16 protein-coding genes and 1 tRNA gene are annotated in these 16787 nt (G+C 35.5%); 11 read left to right on the top strand and 6 right to left on the bottom strand.

What is annotated here, in order from left to right:
• The first annotated feature begins 439 nt into the window (after positions 1-439).
• The 5 genes from VI621_RS10025 to VI621_RS10005 all read left to right on the top strand — a co-directional run bounded on the left by VI621_RS10025 (position 440) and on the right by VI621_RS10005 (position 3541).
• A complete protein-coding gene (locus VI621_RS10025; RefSeq protein WP_324218247.1) occupies positions 440-1393 on the top strand; it encodes a hypothetical protein in 954 nt (317 codons plus the stop codon).
• Positions 1394-1535: 142 nt separating this feature from the next.
• On the top strand, positions 1536-1955 hold the full coding sequence (locus VI621_RS10020; RefSeq protein WP_324218246.1) for a hypothetical protein: 420 nt from the start codon (positions 1536-1538) through the stop codon (positions 1953-1955).
• A 42-nt stretch (positions 1956-1997) separates the two neighbouring features.
• A complete protein-coding gene (locus tag VI621_RS10015) occupies positions 1998-2279 on the top strand; it encodes a hypothetical protein (RefSeq protein WP_324218245.1) in 282 nt (93 codons plus the stop codon).
• A gap of 163 nt (positions 2280-2442) precedes the next feature.
• Positions 2443-3081 carry a hypothetical protein gene (locus VI621_RS10010; RefSeq protein ID WP_324218244.1) on the top strand — a complete coding sequence of 213 codons (639 nt, stop codon included), beginning with the start codon at positions 2443-2445 and terminating at the stop codon, positions 3079-3081.
• 10 nt (positions 3082-3091) lie between these two features.
• Positions 3092-3541: a hypothetical protein gene (locus VI621_RS10005; RefSeq protein WP_324218243.1), complete on the top strand. Its 450-nt coding sequence runs from the start codon at positions 3092-3094 to the stop codon at positions 3539-3541.
• A 128-nt stretch (positions 3542-3669) separates the two neighbouring features.
• On the opposite strand, the gene VI621_RS10000 is transcribed toward VI621_RS10005, so the two are convergent.
• Positions 3670-5709 (bottom strand): M13 family metallopeptidase, encoded by a 2040-nt coding sequence (locus tag VI621_RS10000; protein WP_324218242.1) that lies wholly within the window; start codon positions 5707-5709, stop codon positions 3670-3672.
• A gap of 269 nt (positions 5710-5978) precedes the next feature.
• On the opposite strand from VI621_RS10000, the gene VI621_RS09995 reads away from it, so the two are divergent.
• From VI621_RS09995 to VI621_RS09975, 5 genes are all read left to right on the top strand, one after another.
• Entirely contained in the window at positions 5979-7532 is a 1554-nt protein-coding gene (locus tag VI621_RS09995) for a bifunctional response regulator/alkaline phosphatase family protein (protein ID WP_324218241.1), read from the top strand.
• Positions 7533-7546: 14 nt separating this feature from the next.
• Positions 7547-7954 (top strand): tRNA (adenosine(37)-N6)-threonylcarbamoyltransferase complex ATPase subunit type 1 TsaE, encoded by a 408-nt coding sequence (tsaE, locus tag VI621_RS09990; RefSeq protein WP_324218240.1) that lies wholly within the window; start codon positions 7547-7549, stop codon positions 7952-7954.
• A gap of 66 nt (positions 7955-8020) precedes the next feature.
• Positions 8021-9214: an alanine dehydrogenase gene (locus VI621_RS09985; RefSeq protein ID WP_324218239.1), complete on the top strand. Its 1194-nt coding sequence runs from the start codon at positions 8021-8023 to the stop codon at positions 9212-9214.
• Between the two features lie 36 nt (positions 9215-9250).
• A complete protein-coding gene (locus tag VI621_RS09980; protein WP_324218238.1) occupies positions 9251-9625 on the top strand; it encodes a DUF4258 domain-containing protein in 375 nt (124 codons plus the stop codon).
• A gap of 59 nt (positions 9626-9684) precedes the next feature.
• Positions 9685-9759: transfer RNA gene (locus tag VI621_RS09975), tRNA-Val, on the top strand.
• A 173-nt stretch (positions 9760-9932) separates the two neighbouring features.
• On the opposite strand, the gene VI621_RS09970 is transcribed toward VI621_RS09975, so the two are convergent.
• The 5 genes from VI621_RS09970 to VI621_RS09950 form a co-directional block, all read right to left on the bottom strand.
• The gene (locus VI621_RS09970) at positions 9933-10922 is read right to left on the bottom strand and encodes an HAD-IC family P-type ATPase (protein WP_324218248.1); all 990 of its coding nucleotides are present in this window, start codon (positions 10920-10922) and stop codon (positions 9933-9935) included.
• Between the two features lie 16 nt (positions 10923-10938).
• Positions 10939-12666, bottom strand: coding sequence for an HAD-IC family P-type ATPase (locus VI621_RS09965; RefSeq protein ID WP_324218237.1), 1728 nt, complete (start codon positions 12664-12666; stop codon positions 10939-10941).
• 75 nt (positions 12667-12741) lie between these two features.
• Positions 12742-13176 (bottom strand): phosphate-starvation-inducible PsiE family protein, encoded by a 435-nt coding sequence (locus VI621_RS09960; RefSeq protein WP_324218236.1) that lies wholly within the window; start codon positions 13174-13176, stop codon positions 12742-12744.
• 562 nt (positions 13177-13738) lie between these two features.
• Entirely contained in the window at positions 13739-15202 is a 1464-nt protein-coding gene (locus VI621_RS09955) for an NAD(P)/FAD-dependent oxidoreductase (protein ID WP_324218235.1), read from the bottom strand.
• 184 nt (positions 15203-15386) lie between these two features.
• Positions 15387-15554: a hypothetical protein gene (locus VI621_RS09950; protein WP_324218234.1), complete on the bottom strand. Its 168-nt coding sequence runs from the start codon at positions 15552-15554 to the stop codon at positions 15387-15389.
• Positions 15555-15598: 44 nt separating this feature from the next.
• Here VI621_RS09950 and VI621_RS09945 point away from each other — a divergent pair.
• Positions 15599-16787: ABC transporter transmembrane domain-containing protein (locus VI621_RS09945; RefSeq protein ID WP_324218233.1), on the top strand; the 1189-nt coding region annotated here is incomplete at its 3' end.

Below are 16787 nucleotides of genomic sequence, written 5' to 3'. Positions count from 1 at the left end.
TGGAGAAAAGAAAATCTGGTATTCAATTTAGCGATTGGGTATCCGTTTTAAATCTTTTTACAAACAAATTATATTTATAGAATTGGAGGAACGCACGATATCAAAGTGCTCGCGCACGATGTCAAAGCACATTTGTACAGTGTCAAACCTCAAATGGACAGAGTCAAACGGCATTTGCACAGTATCAAAGTGCATCTGAACTGTATCAAAGTACCTCCGCTCAGTATCAAAGTGCATTTGCACTATATCAAAGTCTCTCCTCTTATCTGTTAGGTTTTTAAAAATTTTATTGCATTTATAATTTGTAAGTAATTTTTGAATAAATTAGCGAAAAATAAAACCTTCTTTTTATACAAGTTCATTCTAATTGATATGGATTGAAAAATATTTGAATCAAAAACATTCTTAATATAAACGAGTTGGCCGATATAAAAAAAATATGCAAATAATAGATAGTAATATATTAGAATTACATTTTTATCGAAAAGATGAATTGCATATAATTGATGCTTTCACGCGAAATGAATGTGAACGGGAATTGTTAAGCGTTATTAAAATCATTTGTGCAGATTTAAATATTGACGCTTCAATACTTTGTCAAATACCCGAAGAAGGTGGATTTAAAGAATTTTGGAAATTAATTGGGAAAAACTCTCCACAACTAACTCTTTTACTTGCAATAATTGTCTTAATATATTCACGAATTCCTGTTGAAAACAGGAAACTTGTAAATTTACAAATTGAAAATCTAGAACTTGACAATCAGATTAAAAAAGCAGAATTAGAAAAAATAACTAATAATTTAAATACAGATTCAATTTCAAGTGAAATAGTTGAAAAAATTGTTGAGCATTTTGAATCTGATTTTAAAGTAAACTGGCATAAATCAAATTTCTATAAAAAATTGTTAAGTGAAAAAGAAATTTCTGCAATTTCTTTTACTGGACTAGACAATAATAATAAAACTACAATTCCAGAAAAAACAATAGAAAGAGCTGAATTTAGTACTTTTATAATAAACACTAGTGAGTTTCCTCCACTCATCGATGAAGAAGCAATTATTGATATAATTTCACCTGTTTTAAAATCTGGAAATTTTCATTGGAAGGGATTTTACAATAAAGAAATTATAAGTTTTCAAATGAAAGATGAAGATTTTAAGAATTCTGTTTTAAATTTAGAAGTTGATTTTAATAATGCAACTGCAATTAAATGCGTTCTACAACAAAATAGAAGAATAGACGATACTGGTAAAATATATATTACATTTAATAAAGTTATTACCGTATTAGAAATAACAGAATCTAATACAACATATGAAACTAATCAAGGGAAAAAATATAAAAAACAGAGAAAAGAAAATCCAATTCAATTAAGAATGGATCTTCAATAAATACATTGCCCAACACAGGTTTGGCAAGATTGGGGTTTTGGGCTTAATTTAAAGTTATTTAATAAACTTTGAGAATAGCAACAATAAAATTAAACAAAAGGAAATAACAACAACCAAGCATAACCATTAAATACAACCAACTATGAAACCAATCATTAAAAACATTTTAGCAGTTATAGCAGGTCTTATTATCGGAAGTGTCGTAAACATGGGACTCATCATGATCAGCGGTTCCGTAATCCCTCCTCCAGACGGAGCGGATGTGACTACAACTGAGGGTTTGAAAGCATCGATGCATTTATTCGAGCCCAAGCATTTTATTTTTCCGTTTTTAGCCCATGCTTTGGGGACATTTGTTGGTGCGTTCGTAGCTGCAATGATAGCCGCAAACCATAAAATGAAATTTGCAATGTCCATTGGCGGCTTCTTTTTACTGGGAGGAATCTCCAGCGTTTTCATGCTGCCTTCTCCAACCCGGTTTACCGTTTTGGATTTAGCGGTAGCCTATATTCCTATGGCTTACTTAGCCGGAAAATTAGCAATGAAGAACAATAATATTTGAATCTGAGTATAACGAAACACTAACAGACAAAATAATAAAACTATGTTAGACAAGAAAAACTACGCAAACGGACAAAAAATCTACGAACTAAACGGGAACAAACTCACCTACTTTTTCAAAGACGGAACATTAAAAGCCGAAGGCCGTTTTGAAAATGGCCTAATGGAAGGAGAATGGAAATTTTATCGTGCAACAGGGCAGCTTTGGCAAATCGGGAATTTTAAAAACAGCATGAAAAATGGGACTTTTATGCGGTATGACAAAAATGACCAATTGGAATATCAGGAGAATTTCGAGGACAACAAAATAGTAAAAACAAAATAAAACCAACTGCCAACAGTATTTTGCAAGATTACAGAGCTTGAGTAACTTCCTATAACCCTCTCTTTTTTATAGCCGTCTTAATTTTTTAGAATTAAGTAAAAAATTTGTAGGGACTCTATAAGTCCTAGAGCATTTGGCGAAATAAAATATAAAACGATCCTATATGAAAAAAATAATATTCCTTTTAATCTTAATTCCATTTACAGTTTTAGCAAAATATAATCCTGGTTCTATTACATTCAATGATGGAACAACAAAAAACGGATTTATAGAAATTCCAAAATACAAGGACATAAAAATTAAATTTAAATCCGAAGAAAACGGAAAAACAGAAAAATTTAAAATAGAAGATGTAAAAGGTTTTCAAATTCAGAATGAAAAAAATACAACTGATAATTATACAACCATAATTGTAGGGAATAATAAAATATTTAATCCGACAAAATTTAATTTAGATGATAAAAAATCATTCGTTAAAATTGTAAAGCAAGGTAAAATAAGTGTTTATCTCATTCATTTTGAAGGTAATTCTGCGGGTGGCTCAAATGGTAAAATGAGAAACTCTTATTATGAAGGGGATTCTTATTATTTACAAAGAGAAAATGATGATTTTGCATTTGCTATTGGAATTCATAGGTCAGATTTGAATTTTATGACAGGATTTAATCTTTATATGGTTGTAGAAATGAATTTTAAGGACATTTGCCCGAATTTTGTAGAACTTCTAAAAAAAGAAGAACTAAAAGCCACCGAATTTTACAAAATTGTAGAGATATATGAACAAAATTGTGGCGGGAATTAAAAACTACAAAATGAAAAGACTGCTAACGCTACTCTTTATTATAATTTTGACTTCTTGTGGAGAAAAATCAAAAAACGCTACTGACACAAAATCCATTGAAGCAAAGAACAATGATTTGATTCATGTAGTTGAAACCAGCCGACAAATTTTCGAATTCAAAAAACCTACGGTACTTATTGTGGAACTTGATTCATTAGAAACGGAAAAATTAAAGAACAGCGACGAAGAAAATTTTTATACCGCTGCTGATGATATAATTTGGTACAATGCAAAGCTTTTGAAAAAAATGGACTCTTTGAAAATTCCCGTTGTACAATCCGATAAAGATACTATTGAAATTAAAACACCACATGCGACGCATATTATTGTAAAAGATAGCACATTTTCCCTCTACACCTATTTCTATTTTGATGGAAATAAAGTATCCAAACAAGATGTTTTGGATTTATTGGATCAATAAATACATTGTGCATAACAGGACTACGGTTTCAAGAGATTATTAGACTTAGTCAACTAATTTCAGAATTACTACAAACAAAAAACCATTCGCCGCAACGAATGGTTTTTTAATTTTATTAATTCAAAGACTTACCAAATCACCACACGAAGCAAATTCGGCTGATACATTGGACTTCCATTTTTAATATTGAAAGCTTTGTGAAATTCCGGCATATTACTCAATGGCCCGTTAATACGGAATTGCGCCGGAGCATGCACATCAGTCATAATCTGACTAGCCAGCGCTTCATCCTTTATATTCACCATCCAGGCATAACCATAAGCCAAAAAGTAACGTTGATCCGGACTAAGACCGCTTATTTTTTCGTTGTTTTTGTATTGATTCGTTTTTTTGAAAGCTTCATAACCCATAACTACACCACCTAAATCAGCAATATTTTCACCTTGAGTAGCATCTCCATTAACATGTTTATCACCAAGAACACTGAATTTATTAAACTGGGCAACAATCAGTTTGGTTTTGGCCTGGAACTTTTTCAAATCTTCGGCAGTCCACCAATTGTTTAGATTTCCGTTTTCATCATATTGGCTTCCCTGATCGTCGAATCCGTGCGTTATTTCATGACCAAAAGTAGAACCTCCGATAATTCCGTACAAAATGGCATCATCAGGCATACGGCCTTCAAAACCGGGAACCATAATGTTACAGGCCGGAACCACAATTTCGTTATTGCTCGGATTGTAATACGCATTATAAGTTTGCGGATTCATAAACCACTCCGTTCTGTCAACCGGTTTTCCGAATTTGGCAATCATATAATTGTATTCCCAAGCATTGGATTGCATCACATTGGCACAATACGAATTTCTGTCGATGGTAAGCTTACTCATGTCTTTCCATTTGTCAGGATACCCTACTTTCATAACAATTTTACTCAATTTATGCAATGCTTTTTGTTTGGTAGGCTCACTCATCCAGTCTAACTTTTTGATATGCGAAGCATAAACATCGCGGATGTTGTTTCCAATTTCGAGTAATTTTTCTTTCGACCCTTTTGGTAAATATTCTGCAACATAAACCTGTCCGATTAATTCCCCTAATGAACCATCGGTTTTTTCCACGACTCTTTTCCAACGTGGTTTTTGTTTGGTAACGCCACCTAAAACGGTTGCATAAAACTTGAAATTTTGTTTCTCGATAGCATTATTCAAATAGGAAGCATGGGAATTTACTAAATCCCATTTCAGGTAAGTTTTCCAGTCATCGATGGAATAACTTTTTACTAAAGTGTTTAATGCCGTATAAAATTCAGGTTGACCAACAATAATTGTATCGGCTTTAGTCACACCAAGTGTTGGTAAAATAGTATTCCACGCAATATTCGGTGTTGTTTTACTGAATTGCGCGACACTCATTTTATTATAATTTTTTATCGGATCACGAAGTGCTTCCAATTTGCGGGAGGCTTTTGCCAAATCGGTTTCGAGCTTCATAATCGTACCGGCATTTTTTGTCGCGGTAACTTCATCCTCACCCATCAATTTCATCATGGACTGCAAATGGTTCACATATTCTTTTCGGATATTTACTGTTCGTGCATCGGTGTTAAAATAATAATCCCTGTCGCCAAGACCTAAACCGCCCTGACCAAAAAACAACGCATACTTTGTACTTATTTTATCATCCTGACCTAAATAAAATGAAAATGCCGGACTCGCGCCAATGGTATGCAAATGCGCGATAGTTGACATTAATGATGGCACATCTTTTATCGATTCAATAGTTTTCATTTCCGCTTTCAAAGGAGTAAGACCCGCTTTTTCAATGGCAAGTGAATCCATTCCGGAGGCATAAAAATCACCAATTTTTTGTTTGTTACTTCCTTTCGGAGCATCAGCATCAGCAGCCGATTTTTCGCAAATTTGTTTGATTTGATTGTTGATGGTATCCCCTATTGTCCTGAAAATTCCATTGCTCCTTTCGGATGATGGTATAGGATTTCGCTTGAACCAGCCACCATTGGCATACATAAAAAAGTTGTCCCCGGGATTTACCAAAGTATCTCTGTTGGTTACTAACGGATCGGATAAAACAGCCTCTTTTTTACTGCAACTAGATAAAGAAACAGTTGCCACGGCAAGTAATAATAGGTTTTTAGACCACTTCATAGGATTTATTTTAATTGATGATTGGTAATGATTTTTCATTATTTGTTACCAAATTTATTGTTTTTTGTTGGATGCTCAAAATTTGATAAAAATGTCGATTGGTTACTTTATTAAATAATGAAACAATGAATTTTTTAATTCTTTATTAAATAGCTATCGGTATAGCTTAAACAAATCAAAAAAACTTTACAATAATATTAAGAACAAAGCGTTCGGATAATGTTAAATTGCCTCTTTATTTATTACTTCTTAAAAATATACAAACCATTATGGACAATATAAAAATACTTTGGGTTGATGATGAAATCGATCTTTTAAAACCGCATATCTTATTCCTTGAAAAGAAAAATTACGATGTAACTACCTGTAACAATGGTCGTGATGCCGTTGATGTTTTTGAAGAAGGCGATTTCGACATCGTTTTTCTGGACGAAAATATGCCTGGAATGAGCGGACTGGAAACGCTTCAGGAAATTAAGGAGAAAAAATCCTCTACTCCCGTAATTATGATTACCAAGAGTGAGGAAGAATATATCATGGAGGAAGCCATCGGTTCTAAAATAGCCGATTATTTGATAAAACCAGTCAATCCGAATCAGATTTTATTGAGTTTAAAGAAAAACCTGGATCATTCCAGATTAATTTCCCAAAAAACAACTTTGGATTATCAGAAGGAATTCCGAAAAATCTCAATGGAAATGTCGATGGTCAATTCCTATGAAGATTGGGTAGAATTGTATAAAAAACTGATCTTTTGGGAATTAGAACTCGAAGATATCAATGACCAGGGAATGATTGAAATTTTGGAATCTCAAAAAGCAGAAGCTAATTCGCAATTTGGGAAATTCATCGAAAGAAATTATGAAGATTGGTTTGCTCCAAAAGCAGATAAACCGATTCAATCGCACACTTTATTCAGAGAACTCGTGGTTCCTGAAATCACCAAAAAAGATAAGCCCGTACTTTTTATCGTAATTGATAATTTGAGATATGACCAATGGAAAGTCTTTGAAAGTGTGGTCAATAACCATTACAAATTAGAAAAAGAGGTTCCGTATTACGCCATACTTCCTACAGCTACACAATATGCCAGAAATGCTATTTTCTCAGGATTAACGCCTTTGGAAATGGAAAAACAATTTCCGCAGTATTGGAAAAATGATGTCGAAGAAGGCGGAAAAAACTTGTACGAAGCCGAATTTTTGACAGCACATTTGAAACGATTAGGGTTAAATATCAAACAGGATTATTTTAAAATCACCAATTTTGCTGCCGGAAAGAAACTGGTTGAAAATTTCAAATCATTGAAAAATAACGATTTAGTAACGGTGGTTTATAATTTCGTTGATATGCTTTCGCATGCCAAAACCGAAATGGATGTGGTGAAGGAACTGGCTGCAGATGATAAAGCCTATCGTTCCTTGACATTGAGTTGGTTTAAGAATTCACCGCTTTTGGAAATCATTCAGCAAGCGCAACAATTGGGATTCAAATTGATATTAACAACCGATCATGGAACCATCAACGTAAAAAATCCATCTAAAGTAATTGGCGATAAAAACACGAGTTTGAATTTACGATACAAAACAGGAAGAAGTCTGACGTATGAAGACAAAGATGTTTATGCCGTGAAAGACCCAAAAAAAATCGGATTACCTGCCATAAATATGAGCAGTTCCTATATTTTTGCAAAGAATGATTATTTTCTGGCCTATGTGAATAACTACAACCATTATGTGAGTTATTACAGAAACACCTATCAGCACGGTGGAATTTCACTGGAAGAAATGATTATTCCTTTTTTAGTATTTAACCCAAAATAAGTTTTATTTTCAATATGGAAATTCAGTTTTCACTTGATGAAATCAATCAGGTTGCCCAAAAAATAATGGCTCAAAATCCTCCTAAAATAATTTTATTTCATGGAGAAATGGGTGTTGGAAAAACAACTTTGATTAAATTTTTAGCCAAAATTTTAGGAGTTGAAGAGGCAACAAGTAGTCCAACCTTTTCTTTAGTTAACGAATACCAAACGACTAACAATCAAATTGTTTACCATTTCGATTTTTACAGATTAAAAACCGAAATGGAAGCACTTGATATGGGAGTAGACGAATATTTGTATTCCGGAAATTGGTGTTTTATTGAATGGGGTGAAAAGATTCCAAATCTCATTCCCTCTGAACATGCTGTAGTTACGATCAAGACTTTACCAAACGGTAAAAGACAATTAAATATGAATTAATCATTTTTTAGCTTTGTAATTTTACTGCTTTTTCATAACTTAGACCGATTATTTACAGCTAGATTTATGTCACTTACCCCTTTTACCAAACAACAATTGCTACCCCAAGAGGAAAAACTCGAAATTGCAAAACATAAGAGTGAACTTTTTATTGGAATCCCAAAAGAAACCAGTTATCAGGAAAGAAGGATTTGCCTGACGCCTGATGCTGTAAATTCACTTACCTCCCACGGACATCGTGTAATGATAGAATCCGGAGCGGGGCTAAGTTCTAGTTATTGTGACAAGGAATACAGTGATGCCGGCGCAGAAATTACTCCGGATACTCAAAAAGTAATGAGTTGTCCGATTATTTTAAAAGTTGAGCCACCTACAATGGCAGAAATCGGAATGATTAATCCGGAAACCATTGTGATTTCGGCGATTCAATTAAAAACGAGACGGAAAGAATATTTTGAAGCACTGATCAAAAAGAAAGTTATCGCATTGGCTTTTGAATATATAAAAGATGATGATGGCTCCTACCCTTTGGTAAAATCATTAAGCGAAATTGCCGGAACCGCTTCCATTCTTATCGCTTCTGAACTAATGATTAACAACCAATTCGGAAAAGGATTACTGTTTGGTAATATTACCGGAGTTCCTCCAACGGAAGTGGTTATTCTTGGTTCAGGTACCGTTGGAGAATTTGCTGCCAAGACAGCTTTAGGTCTAGGTGCTTCTGTAAAGGTTTTTGACAATTCAATTACAAAATTAAGACGATTACAAAACAAGCTTAATCAACGTGTTTTTACCTCTACCATTCAGCCAAAGGCTTTGCTTAAAGCTTTACGGAGATGCGATGTTGCTATTGGGGCCATGCATGGTAAAGAACGTTGTCCGATTATTGTTACCGAAACGATGGTAGAACACATGAAAAGAGGTTCTGTAATTGTTGACGTAAGTATTGATACTGGCGGATGTTTCGAAACATCTGAAGTGACCACCCATGAAAAACCAACCTTTATAAAAAATAACGTAATCCATTATTGCGTTCCCAATATCCCTTCCCGATATTCAAAAACAGCCTCGCTTTCCATCAGTAACATAATCACCCCGTATCTGTTGCAAATTGCTGAAGATGGCGGAATCGAAAGTGCTATTCGCTGTGACTCAGGTTTGAAAAATGGCGTTTATTTATATCATGGGATTTTAACCAACAAGGCCATTGGCGATTGGTTCAATTTACCGGAGAGCGATATCAATTTAATTGTTTTTTAAAAAAACTTTCACTTACCTTTGCCCAAAATATTTTAAATGAAATTCTATCAACGTTTTGCCTATTATCTAGTAGGTTTGGTAATTGGATCATTCTTTGTAGCGATGGTTTTGAGCGGAAAAGATACAAGATGTAATTATTTTCCGAATGCAAGAGTTTTGAACGATTTGAGAAACAAACCATTCAACTATTCCGAAATTGCTTCAGAAAAACTAGCTGAAGAATGGATTGATACCATCGATATTAAAAACACTTTAACCTACGGTGATGTTGATTTTGATAAAAGCAATAAAAAAATTGAAAATGGCAAGCTTTACATCATTGAAGGCAAAACCACTAAAAATCAGCCGATTGTTTTAGAAGTAGTCAATTATTCTAACAAGGCAGTATTAAAAGACATCATAAAAAAGTAATTTTATTAAAAATAATGTTGCAAATACAAATACTAAATGTATATTTGCACTCGCATTCAGGGCGATTAGCTCAGCTGGTTCAGAGCACCTCGTTTACACCGAGGGGGTCGGGGGTTCGAACCCCTCATCGCCCACAAGTTTAATAGCAAATTGTTTCAAAAGCCGATAAATCTTAAGATTTATCGGCTTTTTGCTTTTGGGTATGATTCAAATTATTCATTCAATCTGGAAAAATCGAGACCTTTCTACGCGTCAGTCTTATAAAGGATGGAAAGATGAAAATTTATCATATACTTTACAAGAAGCACTACAGTGTACTATTTTTAAAAAATTTTCTTCGGACCCATTTTTCAATGCTAATAATTATTAGAATGGAAAAAGCTACTGCGGCAGAAACTCCCCAAGCCTCCGCTTTTAATGGAGAGGAGTGAAACCAACGATTCATAAATGGAAAATAAACAAAAGCGGTTTGTACAAACAGTACTGTTGCAATTCCGATATAAATAGATGGATTGGAGAAAAGCCCAATTTTATTGACTGAAAAATGAAGAGATCTGCAATCAATAAGATAAAACACCTGAAATAAAACCATCGCTGTAACAGCCATTGTTTGAGCTTCCGAAACAGCGAGTGAATGCCCAATTCCTCTGGACAGTTCAATGTTATATTCCCAAAGAAATAATCCGATTGTTCCACCTGCCATTATTAGAGAAACCACTACCATTCTGAAGATTATCAAGGAACTTAACAGTGGTTTATTGGGTTTACGTGGCGGACGATTCATTACGTTGGGTTCCATTGCTTCAAGTGCAAGCGGCAATGACAAGGCAACGGCAGTTATAAGATTAATCCATAATACATGAACAGGCAGCATTGGAATAAGTAGAATCCCCCCTTCCGTGGGGAAAAATAACACGGCAATAAAAATAACCAATCCCAATCCTATACTTGTTGGCAGAAGGAATACTATAGATTTCAATAGGTTATCAAATACCCTTCGTCCTTCTTCAACAGCGGCCTTTATACTTTCAAAATTATCATCAGCCAGGATCATGTCTGCTGCCTCTTTGGCAACAGCCGTACCACTGATGCCCATAGCTACGCCAATATCTGCACGTTTAAGTGCCGGGGCATCATTTACACCGTCTCCTGTCATGGCTACCACTTCCCCGTTGGCCTGAAGGGCCTTTACTAAATTTAATTTATCTTCGGGAGATACCCGTGCGAAAATATTGGTGTTTTTTACTACCTCCTGAAGCTCCTCAGCATTCAAATTCTGAAGTTCCTTTCCGGTAATAACTATTTCGGCATTTTTAAACCCAAGTTCCCCGGCCTATTGCCGCTGCTGTTGACGGATGGTCACCGGTAATCATTTTGACAGTAATACCAGCATTGTGACAGGTATCTATCGCTTCTTTTACTTCCATCCTTGGAGGGTCGCTCATGGCCTGCATCCCTAAAAAATAAAAATCACAAAGATCATCTTCGGTAATGAGTGAAGAATGTTCGGTATCTAATGTTTTGGAAGCGAAAGCTAACACTCTCATTCCTGTTTCTGCTATTTGTAAAGCCTCTGTTCGTAACAGTTCGGTGTTAAATACAAGGGATGAGTTATCGCTATTTAATAAAAGGGGAATAACTGATTCAGGTGCGCCTTTAAGATAAATTATTTTTTCACCGGAGGGGGATAGATGAAGAGTAGCCATTATTTTTTTTTCAGAATTAAAGGGTAATTCATCAAGCCTTCGCCATTTGGTTCTTAGTTCATCTTCGTTTATTCCAAATTTCCCTGCTACCGCTATAAGCGCAACCTCGGTCGGGTCGCCAACTGCTTTCCATTGTCCCTCTTTATGGTGAAGTGTTGCGTCATTGCAAAGTGCAGCAGCCCTTATAAGTTCTCCAATTTCGTTATCTGTTCCTTCCTCATCGGAATCGTTTTTTAATATTTTATCATCAGCATTAATACTTGCTCCGGTAACATTGAATTTTTGCGTACCATTCCAAAGTACCTGAACGGTCATTTCGTTAAGGGTAAGCGTTCCCGTTTTATCTGAGCAGATTACGATGGTGCTGCCCAAAGTTTCGACCGCTGATAAGTGCCTGATAATAGCCCGTCTATTTGCCATGCGCATAACACCGATAGCTGATGCGATAGTAATTACAGCAGGCAACCCTTCTGGGATAGCTGCGACGGCAAGAGTAATGGCAGAAAAAATTGCATCTATAAAAGCATAATTACGAAATATTCCTATTAGAAAAACTAAAATGCCAACAGAGATGATGGACAACGTAATTCCCCTAGCAATTTTTTCAAGAGATTTTGTGAGTGGAGATTTTACAGAGGCAGTGGTTTGAAGAAGTGCAGAAATTTTACCAATCTCGGTTTTGATGCCTGTTAAAACAACTACGCCTTCCGCTTTTCCAGAAGTAATTAATGTACCACTAAAAACCATATTCTTACGGTCAGCAATTCCAGTATCCGTGGCAATAATATCCGTGTTTTTTTCTACCGGTAAAGATTCTCCTGTAAGAACAGATTCATTACACTGCATATTTTTCACGAAAGTAAGCCGCATGTCTGCTGACACTTTGTCTCCAGCCTGAAGCAATACATAATCCCCTGGAACAACATCAGCAGCCGGGATGTTTTTTTGTTTTCCATCTCTTATTACCGTAGCATTTTCTGGTATTAATTGGAGTAGCCCGTGAATGGTTTTCCCTGCCTGATATTCTTGAATAAACCCAATAATAGCATTAATTATTATTACACTAAACACTACTATTCCATCGGTAATTTTACCCATGGCTACTGCAAGGATGGTAGCAGCAAGAAGAACATATATCAGCGGGTTAAGAAATTGCCTCAGCAAAATTTTAAAGGCACTTTCTCTAGTTTGTCTGTACAGTATATTTGATCCTACTATTTTCACTCGTTTCCCAGCTTCTGTTGTACTAAGACCCTCAGAGGAAGTATTAAGACTCTCTAATACATTATTATAAGAAATGGAATGCCATTCATTATTTTTTAGTATGTTGTTCATAAAACTTCATTTTATAATTGTTTAATTTTTTAAATACAATTAAATCAGTCAAAAACAGGGTGACACTAAATTTATTTAGGGTTTATTTTGTAGTTTCTTGCAATATTTCAACAAAAAATAAGCAAGACCGAGTGCAGCAATTAATAAAGCTAAACTTACAATAACGTTGCTATTTGTTTGTTTTACATCTAGTGTAATTATTTTAGTTGAAATAGCAATAATTGAGATTTCGATAATTTGAACAGTAGGAATTGTATTGGATGAAATAATTAATAGCAACGCTTTTATAAGCTCATATCCCACCGCAATAACCAATATCAAGTTAAATACTTCGAATAAACTAGAAACATCAATCAAAAGGTAAGGAGGAGCTGTAATTTTTTTAAATTCTAAATAGATAACATGTAATGTACCTAGCAGTAACATTAAAGTCATAATAGCAATTAAAACACGAATTATATTTTTATTGATGACTATAATTATTCTTGAAAATTTATCTTCGCTATTCATACTATTTTTTTTAACAGATTAACGCTACATATTAATTATTTCAATTTTTAAGTTTCGGCTTCTGTAAAACGGCAAAAAGCCCTCCGGAAATTGGCCTTAAGTTCTCAATATTTAATGTTTGTTCTTAGAGTTAATTTTATCAGGGTTGTCTTTTACGTTACGAAAGCCCTGTTTTTACAAGTAAATTTAGTCATAAAAATGTTCCCCTTTAGCAATATAATTGTTTTTTTTAATTGCTTACAGCAAAAAAACGGAATCATTATCTTGTTGTTTATCAAAAAGTTAAACGTAAGTCGTTGATGTTTTATTTTACTATGTATAGTATTAGAACATTTCGGAATCGAACTAGTTCATCGGTAACAATAGAGGTGCTTATTTTGTTGTAAGTTTTTTTAAAACATATAAAAATGGTTCATAAACAAGTTCGTAAGGACCACGAAACTTCTCAAGAAATTGAGAAGTTTTTTTTTTGTTTGAAACTTATTTTAATATTATCAAACTTTTAATTTGCTGGGATTATTGGTTCTAACAACTTAAGTTATTTATATGTTTAAGCGTCTTGTTATGCGTCTTTTTTCTTTAGACACCTTCCTCTCGGCTCATCGCCCTCATAAAGCACGATTTCGGAATGTAGGAACCGTGCGGCCTCTGCTGAATCTTTAACTTTGGAAGCACTACGTTCTAACATTTCTGATTCAAATTCAGTTAACACACATTCCCTAACTCCAGTTTTTCTCCATTGAGATAAAGATCCACATCCTCTTGAAATCCCCCGAGCCAGCTTGAGCGCATCCAACAGTGCTTGATTCGCCCCCTGTCCTTTGAATGGACTCATTGGGTGAGCCGCATCTCCGATCAGAGTCACTCGCTCCCCTTTCTCCAACAATTCCGATTTGAGTAATTCCCGGTCATAAACAGGATAGCCCGAAATCTGAGATTCCAGAGTCGCCGCTAAAATCTGAGGAATGGGATCGTGCCATTGGGTTCTACGACACGCTTCTTCCTTGAGTGCCTGAACTCCTTGTGCACTTAACGCCTTAGCCTCTTTTTCGGGCATTGGGAAGCTAAGTTGCCACATCACAGAGTCTGACGTATATGGCATCATGTAGATTCGCTCATTGCCATTGGCGGTTTGGAATACAGTTGCCGAGTCCAGCAAAGAACTATTAAGACCTTCGAGAGCCTTCAAAGGACAAATGCCCAATATCACAATGCAACCTAGGTAACGTAAAGGGCTACTATCTTCACCAATCAGCAACCTCCGCACCGAACTACGAATACCATCGGCTCCAACCACAAGATCCGCCTTGGAGCGCTGAATCTCCCCATTCACTTCAAAGGTTAGAAGAACACCTTCACCCTCACATGCCGCAAAATCTACTAATTGGTGTCCCCATCGTACCGCATCATGTCCGCCGAGTTGCTCAAGCAGCGCTAAACGCAAAGACTGCCGTGCGATATGCACATTTGTACGTTTCGAAAACGTTTTTTCATCAGTCTGCATCCATTTTCTGACACCCCATTCACCAATCACTTTTCCGTCAGTAGTATGAACCAGATGTCGTGTTGAAATCACCCCTTCTTCTAACGAGAAAATACCCAATCCCTCAATCGCTTTACTGGCTTGTTGCAAAGTGAGTCCGTAGCCCTGAGATCGAGCATCAAAGTTGCTATCACGCTCATAAAGTGTAAAAGGAATCCCACGGTGCAAACAAGCCACAGCTAGTGCCACTCCTCCTATACCGCCACCAATAATAGCAACATGTGGGTAGTTTACTTTATCGGGTATAGGGTTGTGAGCAGCAGGCATTAGCCCGGATCCGCGACAGTTCAAGCATGTGTATAAGTGACCCTTAGGATGAACTGGAGCCGTCCCTTCGCCTTTCGTTTTTTCAAATTGATCTAATGCCATCTGGTAGCGGAGTCGCAGTTTCTTGCCGAGCCCCCGACTTTTTTTGCCTCGTCCCTTACATTCCTGACAAATAGTCCAGCTTGCGGCTGCATTTTCCATCTTTTTCACTTCCATTTTATTTTACTTGATCTTAAATCCCTTCTATAAGAAAAAAGGGAGCTAATACAATTGACGCTGGGCTTGTTAGTAAAGTAATGATTATGACTTTCATTACTTCTATATAATTTAAAACGTGAGAAATTTATATTTTTTCAGTGTTTTGTGGCTTGTCGCTGTTGCGTAAATTAAAGACAAAAGATTAACAGCGCAAAACTACTTTTTTCAAATTGAAATAAAAAGGATTTCTAAGAGCGATTTTATTTACATTTTCTTCAAATCCAGCAAAAAAAGGTTCGTAAACACATTCGTAAGGACCACAAAACTTCTCAAGAAATTGATGCGTTTTTTTGATATTTATCCAAGTCATCCAATCTTTTTTTTGTTATACATTTGTAATAACAAATCATATACATGGCAAGGTTCAAAGAAAACGATTTACCAAAATCAAAAATTACTACAAGTTCTCTCAAAAAGGCCACTCTTATATTTCAATATGCCGGAAATCATCGTTGGAAATTTTACGTAGGTTTAATTTTTTTATTATTTACGGGAGCAACGGCTTTGGCCTTCCCAAAATTGATGGGAATGCTGATTGATTGTGTGAAAAACAAGAGTTACACACAAGCAAATACGATTGCTGGAGGATTAATAGCCATATTATTTATGCAATCTATTTTTTCTTTTTTCAGGCTGTCTTTATTTGTCAATTTTACAGAACATACTTTAGCCAATCTTCGGCTTGCATTGTACAGCAATTTAGTAAAACTCCCAATGTCTTTCTTTTCACAAAAGCGCGTGGGAGAACTGAACAGCCGAATCAGTTCGGATATAACCCAAATACAAGATACTTTAACCTCTACGATAGCTGAATTTTTACGGCAATTCATTTTAATTATTGGCGGTGTAGCTTTATTGGCAACCGAAAGTATCAAATTGACCCTTTTGATGTTATCCGTAGTTCCTCTTGTAGCTGTTGCTGCTGTTATTTTTGGTCGATTTATCCGTAAATATTCTAAAAAAGTACAAGACCAAGTGGCCGAAAGTCAGGTTATTGTTGAAGAAACCATGCAAGGTATCAGTATCGTTAAGGCTTTCGCCAATGAATGGTATGAAATTGCTCGCTACAACGGAAAAATAAAAGAGGTAGTAAAACTAGCCATCAAAGGCGGAAAATACCGGGGTTATTTTGCTTCTTTTATCATATTTTGTTTGTTCGGAGCGATTGTAGCCGTGGTTTGGTTTGGCGTTCGATTGAGTATCAGCGGCGAGATGAGTGTTGGACAATTAATTTCATTTGTATTGTATTCCACTTTTGTTGGCGCTTCTTTTGGCGGAATTGCCGAATTGTATGCGCAAATTCAAAAAGCCATTGGTGCTACCGAAAGAGTGTTTGAATTATTAGAAGAAATCCCGGAAAAAATAAATTCTGTACAAAACCCATCTTCACATAAGATAAAAGGAAACGTAACTTTCAAAAACGTAGCATTCAGTTATCCTTCCCGCAAAGGAATAGAAGTATTGAAGGATGTAAGTTTCACTGCCAATTTTGGACAAAAAATAGCAGTCGTTGGCCCTAGTGGTGCAGGAAAATCAACTATTG

The organism is Flavobacterium sp. (assembly GCF_035292545.1).
Classification (GTDB): domain Bacteria; phylum Bacteroidota; class Bacteroidia; order Flavobacteriales; family Flavobacteriaceae; genus Flavobacterium.
The sequence above is the reverse complement of the archived record's forward strand: the minus strand, read 5'-3'. Positions and strand labels throughout refer to the sequence as shown.

Bases quoted from the DNA above. Each gene is read 5' to 3' on its own strand.
- VI621_RS09950 (WP_324218234.1), bottom strand. From the start codon at position 15,554: ATGACTTGGATAAATATCAAAAAAACGCATCAATTTCTTGAGAAGTTT.
- VI621_RS10010 (WP_324218244.1), top strand. From the start codon at position 2,443: ATGAAAAAAATAATATTCCTTTTAATCTTAATTCCATTTACAGTTTTA.
- VI621_RS09995 (WP_324218241.1), top strand. From the start codon at position 5,979: ATGGACAATATAAAAATACTTTGGGTTGATGATGAAATCGATCTTTTA.
- VI621_RS09985 (WP_324218239.1), top strand. From the start codon at position 8,021: ATGTCACTTACCCCTTTTACCAAACAACAATTGCTACCCCAAGAGGAA.
- VI621_RS10020 (WP_324218246.1), top strand. From the start codon at position 1,536: ATGAAACCAATCATTAAAAACATTTTAGCAGTTATAGCAGGTCTTATT.
- VI621_RS09960 (WP_324218236.1), bottom strand. From the start codon at position 13,176: ATGAATAGCGAAGATAAATTTTCAAGAATAATTATAGTCATCAATAAA.
- VI621_RS09980 (WP_324218238.1), top strand. From the start codon at position 9,251: ATGAAATTCTATCAACGTTTTGCCTATTATCTAGTAGGTTTGGTAATT.
- VI621_RS09965 (WP_324218237.1), bottom strand. From the start codon at position 12,666: ATGAACAACATACTAAAAAATAATGAATGGCATTCCATTTCTTATAAT.
- VI621_RS09955 (WP_324218235.1), bottom strand. From the start codon at position 15,202: ATGGAAGTGAAAAAGATGGAAAATGCAGCCGCAAGCTGGACTATTTGT.
- VI621_RS10005 (WP_324218243.1), top strand. From the start codon at position 3,092: ATGAAAAGACTGCTAACGCTACTCTTTATTATAATTTTGACTTCTTGT.
- VI621_RS10000 (WP_324218242.1), bottom strand. From the start codon at position 5,709: ATGAAGTGGTCTAAAAACCTATTATTACTTGCCGTGGCAACTGTTTCT.
- VI621_RS10025 (WP_324218247.1), top strand. From the start codon at position 440: ATGCAAATAATAGATAGTAATATATTAGAATTACATTTTTATCGAAAA.
- tsaE (WP_324218240.1), top strand. From the start codon at position 7,547: ATGGAAATTCAGTTTTCACTTGATGAAATCAATCAGGTTGCCCAAAAA.
- VI621_RS10015 (WP_324218245.1), top strand. From the start codon at position 1,998: ATGTTAGACAAGAAAAACTACGCAAACGGACAAAAAATCTACGAACTA.